The sequence below is a fragment of the Kangiella shandongensis genome, from assembly GCF_020005365.1.
In the GTDB taxonomy this organism is placed as follows: domain Bacteria; phylum Pseudomonadota; class Gammaproteobacteria; order Enterobacterales; family Kangiellaceae; genus Kangiella; species Kangiella shandongensis.
Map to the genome: position 1 here is coordinate 1 of NZ_JACNML010000017.1, position 7,187 is coordinate 7,187.

Below are 7,187 nucleotides of genomic sequence, written 5' to 3' on the forward strand. Positions count from 1 at the left end.
AAATTACCAAAGACCTGCTGGAGAACGTCAACAACCACCGTAAGGAATACACCTATGCCAACCACTGGGAAGAAGTGGGTGGACATTATGAGCATAAGGTTCAGGGCAAATATGATCTGGAAGTCGTTGAGAAGATCTTTAGCAGAACCAGTAAGCAGGTGATGCATGCTTCAGATAAGTTTGTGATCGCAGGCCCTGGAGGCTCGATTACTATCGATAGCTCAGGGATCACCCTGGAAGGCAAAGCCATCAATATCAAAGGTGGCTCGATCAGCATGGGCGGCGGCTCAGCTCCACAAATCGATGCCTTAAAAGGTGCAGCAAACGAAGGGTTACCTTTCTGTGAAGAGTGTGTAGCAAGGAAAGATGGTGAAGAGTAGCAACAAACTGACGAAGCAGCAAAAAAAAGCATTGGAAACAATGCTCTTTACTACTGATGGGAAGGATGACGAACAATTGCCGCTACAGACATTCGTTGTCGTTGATGCTGCGAAGGATGAAAGCATTTCCTATTATCTAGAAGGGCTGGATGCAGAGTACGTTTGTCTCTTTAGGAAAGATGAGGCTGAGCGACTGGCATCAGTCGCTCCTTACTTACTCATTTTGAAGCAAGGAACAAAAGTAACTCAGTGGTTTATTGATAAACTCTACGGCAACAGTCTGAGTTTTATAGTGCAGTCGAGTGACCCAATAAATAGTTTAGCAGCATATTTTGCTGATATGATTAAAACTCGTTTACCCGACAGCAAGGAGCAGGCCTATTTTCGGTTTTACGATCCGTTAGTACTAAACTCATATCTTGAGGCGTTGGCAGAAGAAGAGGCGGTGAGCGAGTTTATGGGCAATGCAAAACGCTTTTTGGTCGAGGTTGGAAACGGATTAGAAATGAATCAGTACGTCAAGGATGAGAATACTGAAGAGATCGCCATGGACGTAATCAGTCTAGATAATCAGGATGTTGAGGCACAAGTTGCTTAGGAGGATGTAATGAAAGAAGTAGCATTAGTAGGGCATACGCATACTTGTAAAGGAACAAAAAGTAGTGAGCATAAGAACGGTCCTATTATTAGTGGTCAGGCAAAAGTCACAGTGAATGGTATTCCAGTCGCTGTTGTTGGAGACAAGCTCCAATGCGATGACAGCACCGATGTGATCGTTAAAGGATCTAGCGTGGTCAAAATCAATGGCAAACCCGTTGCTAGAAAAGGTGATAAGACTGCAATTGGTGGTTTTATTGATAAAGGAGACCCGTTAGTAAAAATTGAATAAACAAGGACATTTATAATGTCAGATAAAGCCAACAATAAAATACAAAAACTTTTTGTAGATAACCATTACAAAAAATTTTTATTAGAGTGTCGCGAAGAAGTTGCAATAAAGTTTTCTGGTTTCTGGGAAGACTTTTCAAAGCAGGAACAATTAACGTGGCTGGATAGCGTGGTTAGAGATTCAAAAAAATTGGGCTTCGGCAACGAATGCCTGATCAAAGATTACCTAAATATTGTCTGCAAGATAGGCAAAGATTTCCTTAAAGACCCAAGTGTTGATGATAATCTGATTCGTTTTATCACCGACTCGAACTTCTCTCCCTATGTTCGCACCCGAGATGCCAATCGTTGGATTGACAAGAATACCCCGAAAGTAACGCAACCTGAGAAGGTCTAAGTTATGTTAAAGAAGCTGATTGTTCTAATAACAATGCTATGTCTTAGCAATGTTGTATTTGCTATGGATAGTGGCGAAGAATCGAAACAGGTAGAAAATAATGCCTACCAATCGTATCTGTCTAAAACACAATCGTTGATTAACCAAAAGTTTCCAGGTTTCTTCTCAGAGCTAGGAAATTCCGAACAATTATCATGGATTGATTATGTCGGAAAGCAAGCAGCGAAGTATGGCTATGAAAATACTAACTTGAGGCAAGGCTTTACTCTTATATCTTGTTATTTAGGCAAAGACTTCATGGCAGATGATAACGTTGACAAGGATATCAAGCGATTTTTGAAAGACGAACGTTTCTCAAAATATGTTCGGGTAAGAGATATGCAAAGATACCTGAAGCGTAAGAAATACGATTTGGTATCACCATCTGTTCAGGGAATAAAGTAGCATAATGAAAGAGCTAGTCTTTTTTATAATAGTTACTTTTTTTGCTTTGTGGATGCTCTGCTATGAAGCCGCAAGCCAATGGCAGCCATTTCAATTTTGTTTCTAATAACAATTCTGAAGCGAGTATTGAACTTGAGAAAATCATAGTGGATGGTAAGTGGTCTGCACCTTCTACAGGGGTTCACTGGTGTGGAAGTGGGAATATAAATGGTGGCGGAAGAAGCGGCTCAGTGTCGAGTAGCACTCCTGCACCGAAAAATACTATTTATCTGGAATGGTATGCATGGAGGGAAAAGGCACGTATGAAAGCTACTATTGAGTTGCCGGGTGAGAATGTGATCTATCCCCTGCTACTGAATCCTCCGTGGCCTAAAAATAGTTATGGTATAGATAAGTCCTATTTTATAGTTGACTTTCGACCAAAGCATAAAGTCTGGATTAAGCTAGCCAACACTTTATCTCCGAAATCTCAGGATCAGGTGATGATTATAGCGGAAGGTAAGGGTATAGAAAAAGGAGGAGATGTGATTAAGGATTATATATCTTTTGAGGAAGGTAAAGATTATGAGCTTGATTGTGTTTCACAAAGGAAGAGAGTTAAAGCCTTAGGAGGCTATTCAGGTTCAATTACAACTTTTGATCAATGGTATCCAGGTGCACCAGAGAATAAGGAGTTAGGTTATGAGTGAGCGCAGTAGTCTTAATCAATCATTACAAAGCGGCACTAATAGCAATGAGCTTTGCTTATTGTGTCAGTAATAACACAAAAGCTTTAATACGATGAAGAGATTAATAGTCGCAATAGCTTGCACCTTGTTATTTTCAGGTTGCTCCGCTATGCAAAAAAAAGCGAATGGGCGTTATTTTGACATTGCGTCAAACAATAACTCTGAAGCAAGTATATTTCTAGAAAAGGTCATTGTGGATGGAAAGTGGAGTTCAGGTACTACTGGGATAAAGGGCTGTGGAGGTAGTAATATTAATGGAGGAGGTGGAAGAGCCAGTCCTTCGTATAATACACCGGCTCCGCAAGAATATATCTATTTGGAATGGTACTCATGGAAAGAGATGGCCCGAATGAAAGCAAAAGTAACGCTACCAGATGAAGATATCATTAATAATCTTTTACTAAATCCACCATGGCTAAATAAAGCTAAAAATTCTAGTCATAAGTCTTCCTTTATTATTGATTTTAGGCCTAATAACAAAGTATGGATAAAATTGGCTAAAACACTATATCCAAAGAGTCAAAATGAAATTATGATTTTAGCCGAAGGTCAGGGTGTTAAGACAGATGATATTGTGACAAGGTATCATAAATATATAAAAGGTGAGAATTATACATTAGATTGTGCATCAAAAAGAAAACGATTAAAGAAGCTAGGATATTATACAGCACCGCTAGTGATCTATGACAAATGGTACACGGAATTTATAGATGATAAGGAAGAAAGTGATGAGTGAAGGAAGTAGTCTTGACCAATCACTAAAAATTTACACTGATAGCAATACGTTCGATTTTTGTATCAGATAACGGAAAAGGTTTAATACGATGAAGAAGTTAATAGTCACAATAGTTTGCATCCTCTTATTGCTAGGTTGCTCGGCAATGCAGAGGCAGGCAGACGGTAGATACTTTGAATTTGGATCTAAAAATAACTCTGAAGCTAGTATTTGGTTAGAGAAAATTATCATAGATGGAAAATGGAGTGCACCATCAACAGGAACACTTGGTTGTAGCAGTGGAAATATAAATGGATCAAGAAGTATTGGTTCTGTTTCTAGTAAAACTTCGTCTCCACAAGATTATATTTATTTAGAATGGTATGCGTGGCGTGAGATGGCGCGGATGAAAGCAAAAGTGAAATTGCCAGATAGTGATATCGTTAATGAACTGTTATTAAATCCACCTTGGTTGAATGGGGAGAGTAAATCTAGTCATAAGTCTGTATTTATTATAGACTTTAGACGCGATCATAAAGTATGGATAAAACTATCTAAGAATTCATCACCAAAGTCACAAGATGAAATTATGATTTTAGCCGAAGGTCAGGGTGTTAAGACAGATGATATTGTGACAAGGTATCGTAATTATAAAAAAGATGAGAATTATACATTAGATTGTGCATCAAAAAGAAAACGCTTAAAAGAACTGGGTGCTTATACTAATTCTCTAGAAGTATATGATAAATGGTACACGGAGTTTATAGATGATAAGGAAGGAAAGTAATGAGTGAGCGTAGTAGCCCCAATCAATTACCAAAAACTTGTCCTTGGGTATTAAGAGTAGGCGTATTTTTTGATGGAACAGGAAATAATAAAAAAAATGATGGGCCAGTAGGTGAAATGTCGAATATTGCGAAATTATTTGAGACGTATCTTGAAAAGGATGATGAGAAAAAACTAAGAAAATATAAAAGGATTTATAAAAACGGTGTTGGAACAATTGATGATGAAGATAATGAGCTAGGTGGTATTGTTAAAGGCGAGGGTGGTATCGAAAGGATCCATGAAGCAATAAAGCAGGTTTCAGAATTTTTTGATGAGACACCATGTGCTAAGGAATTCATTGTTGATGTCTTTGGCTTTAGTCGTGGTGCAGCGCAGGCGAGACATTTTGTTAATGAACTCCATGATCGCGCAGCTGGACCTAACGTTAAAGTTGGCTTCGTTGGACTTTTCGATACAGTAGCTTCTTTTGCAGGAAGTTGGTGGGGAATTTTAGGCTTACAAGAGGATCAGGCTGGCGATAATATTAATGTTGCAGAGTGGAAAGTGGAAAAAGGTACTCGAACGGTTAAAAGAAGAGGTCAGGAATACGAAGTCCCATATTATGAAAGCTTTGTGCAGCCCTTTAATTTTCATTTAAGTGCTGCTTCTGCCGATCAGGTCGAGCATTTTGTGGCGAAAGATGAGGTCAGGAAAAATTTCCCATTGAGCAGTATAGAACCAAACGACGGTGGCTTTTTAAATGAGGAAACTTTTATTGGAGTTCACTCGGATATCGGTGGCGGATATGGACCAGAAGATGACTATGAAAATAAACTGGAGTGGGTAGCTCGATACCGAAATAGACACCCTGGCAGTAGGGGACTTGCCGATAGAAGGAGAAGAAGGAATATTGGCGATTATGAACGAGAAGAAAGGTTTACACAGGAAGAAGTTGATCAAATAAAGCAGAAGTATCTGGCACAAGGTTATGATATCGAAGAAAAAGAAATCAATCTTAAAGTTTGGCTGGTAGGGAGAAAGAAAGTAGACAATGAGCTTGCAAAAGTTTATTTGAAACTGATGTATAACCGTGCGACAGGATTTGATGTGCCTTTTGAGCCTTTACCAGATGATGATATTTATCAAATTCCTGATAAAAAGGATCGCAAAACGGGGGAGACTAATCCAAAGTTTTGTGAAACATTGGCACGTTATTCTAATGCGGTTCTAACCAACCAAGAATTTCCAAAAGAATTTGAAAGAGAGATTTATAGTAAGCACGTCCATCAGTCAGATGTGGATGATGAAGATAGAGCGTCAATTTTTAGTGCTAAACAATATGGCACCGATTTAGGTAATGAGCCTGATGAAAATCATATTCGTAGAATATTTCCTAATGACTCAAACTTGGCTGTAGTGCCTGAGGCAAATGATAACTCAAATGCGGAGGGTGCCGAAATCAACACAGAAAATTTAGCCGAACGCGAAGATGGGGAAAATACGTAAAGGATAGTGAGCACTCGTTAAAGCACGAGTTGAAGCATGATACTTAGTCATTAAGATATAGAACAGGATATCTTCTTAATCTATGGATAATTCAAAAAAGGAATCTTATGTTTAAGCAATTAATCTTATACAAGAAAATCATAAAGAGTTTTTTTCTAATCGCTTTGTTGTTACCTGTAAGTGGCTGCATGGGGCTTGCTATGATGATAGCACCTCCGACTCCAACGGGGTCGGCGGGTAAAAAAGTAAAGCCAGAGCCAAGAAATACATTTGATACAAGCATTGCAAACCATGCGGGGCAAGATATTTATATAGAGAGCATGAAGTTTGATGGTGAAGAAGTGAAAGGAGCTAGAGGATTTAGGTACTGCACTTGGAAATGGAGTGTTAATGAAACTGGTAGGATAATAAAATTACCATTAAAGACTTCTTTACCCAAAAAAATAGAGGTTGTATGGGATCCATTAAATGGTGAGCAGTTCAGGAAAGCAACTCTAGAATTACCAGAAAACAACTATATGGAAAATTATATAAAAGATCATAAAGGTGGGTACTTATATGCTGACATTAGAGAGGATAATAACGTTTGGTTAAGGTTTACTCAAGTTGAGGGAAGGATTGAAAATCCAAAATATGTTTTCATTGTTGATAAGGATAAAGCAGAGCCTAATGGGCAAGTGGAGAGTTTAACCGCCGAAATAAGAAAGGCTAAACAAGAAGCTATTGACAAAGCAAAGGCATACCGAATAGATCTTGAGAAAAGAAGGGAGAAGCAAATTAAAGAAGTAGAGAAACTTACAAAAGAATTGAAAAAACTACAAAAGGATCAAGAGCCTGGGCACGTAAATAAGAGAGAACTGATTAGGAAAGAACAACGCTTAGAGTATGCTGAAAGAACGCTTGATGACTTACTAGATGATGTCGAATGTTGGTCTGAACAGCAAAAGCTAGATTATATTTCTAAGATTGCTCATTTCCCAGCAAGTATGATTGTATTTGATCGCTGGTATTCAGGAGCGCCGGAAAATAATCAACGTTCGGATAAGTGATTCATTAGTTTTATTTTGATTTTGGGATTCTATGGGCGTATTCAAATCTAAGCAGCTATTAATTAATAGAATATAGACTGTTATAAAGTGGTTTTAATTGTTTGTATACTTTCTTATAAACCTGTTGGTAGTGTAGTGGCAGACTAAACCCGAACACTCTTTTAAGTGGTAGTATTACCCTTAACTGAATCGCCCCAAGTTTTCTAGATACCTTTTAGCTTCATAAAATAGTTCTTTTCAAACTCGACTGGTGACACATCATCATTGTTACCATGTCGTCGCTTGGCATTGTAAAACATTTCGATGTAGTCG

The 7,187-nt window shown here is 38.3% G+C and carries 10 protein-coding genes and 1 pseudogene; 10 read left to right on the plus strand and 1 reads right to left on the minus strand.

The window, feature by feature from the left end:
• The 10 genes and pseudogenes from H7708_RS13215 to H7708_RS13260 form a co-directional block, all read left to right on the plus strand.
• Positions 1-380 (plus strand): annotated as a pseudogene (locus tag H7708_RS13215) (type VI secretion system tip protein VgrG); the annotation flags it as partial.
• The gene (locus tag H7708_RS13220) at positions 370-978 is read left to right on the plus strand and encodes a DUF4123 domain-containing protein (RefSeq protein ID WP_223671333.1); all 609 of its coding nucleotides are present in this window, start codon (positions 370-372) and stop codon (positions 976-978) included. The pseudogene H7708_RS13215 and the gene H7708_RS13220, both read left to right, overlap by 11 nt.
• A gap of 9 nt (positions 979-987) precedes the next feature.
• The gene (locus H7708_RS13225; protein WP_223671334.1) at positions 988-1,269 is read left to right on the plus strand and encodes a PAAR domain-containing protein; all 282 of its coding nucleotides are present in this window, start codon (positions 988-990) and stop codon (positions 1,267-1,269) included.
• A 15-nt stretch (positions 1,270-1,284) separates the two neighbouring features.
• Positions 1,285-1,665 (plus strand): hypothetical protein, encoded by a 381-nt coding sequence (locus H7708_RS13230; protein ID WP_223671335.1) that lies wholly within the window; start codon positions 1,285-1,287, stop codon positions 1,663-1,665.
• A gap of 3 nt (positions 1,666-1,668) precedes the next feature.
• Positions 1,669-2,109 (plus strand): hypothetical protein, encoded by a 441-nt coding sequence (locus H7708_RS13235; protein WP_223671336.1) that lies wholly within the window; start codon positions 1,669-1,671, stop codon positions 2,107-2,109.
• A gap of 62 nt (positions 2,110-2,171) precedes the next feature.
• Complete coding sequence (locus tag H7708_RS13240) at positions 2,172-2,798, plus strand: hypothetical protein (protein ID WP_223671337.1); 627 nt, start codon at positions 2,172-2,174, stop codon at positions 2,796-2,798.
• 148 nt (positions 2,799-2,946) lie between these two features.
• Positions 2,947-3,573 (plus strand): hypothetical protein, encoded by a 627-nt coding sequence (locus H7708_RS13245; RefSeq protein ID WP_223671338.1) that lies wholly within the window; start codon positions 2,947-2,949, stop codon positions 3,571-3,573.
• 145 nt (positions 3,574-3,718) lie between these two features.
• Positions 3,719-4,339 carry a hypothetical protein gene (locus tag H7708_RS13250; protein WP_223671339.1) on the plus strand — a complete coding sequence of 207 codons (621 nt, stop codon included), beginning with the start codon at positions 3,719-3,721 and terminating at the stop codon, positions 4,337-4,339.
• Positions 4,339-5,826: a T6SS phospholipase effector Tle1-like catalytic domain-containing protein gene (locus tag H7708_RS13255; RefSeq protein ID WP_223671340.1), complete on the plus strand. Its 1,488-nt coding sequence runs from the start codon at positions 4,339-4,341 to the stop codon at positions 5,824-5,826. The genes H7708_RS13250 and H7708_RS13255 overlap by 1 nt, the downstream gene beginning before the upstream one ends.
• Before the next feature lie 107 nt (positions 5,827-5,933).
• On the plus strand, positions 5,934-6,875 hold the full coding sequence (locus H7708_RS13260; protein ID WP_223671341.1) for a hypothetical protein: 942 nt from the start codon (positions 5,934-5,936) through the stop codon (positions 6,873-6,875).
• A gap of 203 nt (positions 6,876-7,078) precedes the next feature.
• Here the strand turns inward: H7708_RS13260 and H7708_RS13265 are convergent.
• On the minus strand, positions 7,079-7,187 hold a 109-nt coding region (locus H7708_RS13265; RefSeq protein WP_223669690.1), incomplete at its 5' end, for an IS3 family transposase.

What these genes read in the sequence shown, in the direction of transcription:
- H7708_RS13235 (WP_223671336.1), top strand. Translation starts at nt 1,669, where the DNA reads ATGTTAAAGAAGCTGATTGTTCTAATAACAATGCTATGTCTTAGCAAT.
- H7708_RS13255 (WP_223671340.1), top strand. Translation starts at nt 4,339, where the DNA reads ATGAGTGAGCGTAGTAGCCCCAATCAATTACCAAAAACTTGTCCTTGG.
- H7708_RS13240 (WP_223671337.1), top strand. Translation starts at nt 2,172, where the DNA reads ATGAAGCCGCAAGCCAATGGCAGCCATTTCAATTTTGTTTCTAATAAC.
- H7708_RS13250 (WP_223671339.1), top strand. Translation starts at nt 3,719, where the DNA reads ATGCAGAGGCAGGCAGACGGTAGATACTTTGAATTTGGATCTAAAAAT.
- H7708_RS13245 (WP_223671338.1), top strand. Translation starts at nt 2,947, where the DNA reads ATGCAAAAAAAAGCGAATGGGCGTTATTTTGACATTGCGTCAAACAAT.
- H7708_RS13230 (WP_223671335.1), top strand. Translation starts at nt 1,285, where the DNA reads ATGTCAGATAAAGCCAACAATAAAATACAAAAACTTTTTGTAGATAAC.
- H7708_RS13260 (WP_223671341.1), top strand. Translation starts at nt 5,934, where the DNA reads ATGTTTAAGCAATTAATCTTATACAAGAAAATCATAAAGAGTTTTTTT.
- H7708_RS13225 (WP_223671334.1), top strand. Translation starts at nt 988, where the DNA reads ATGAAAGAAGTAGCATTAGTAGGGCATACGCATACTTGTAAAGGAACA.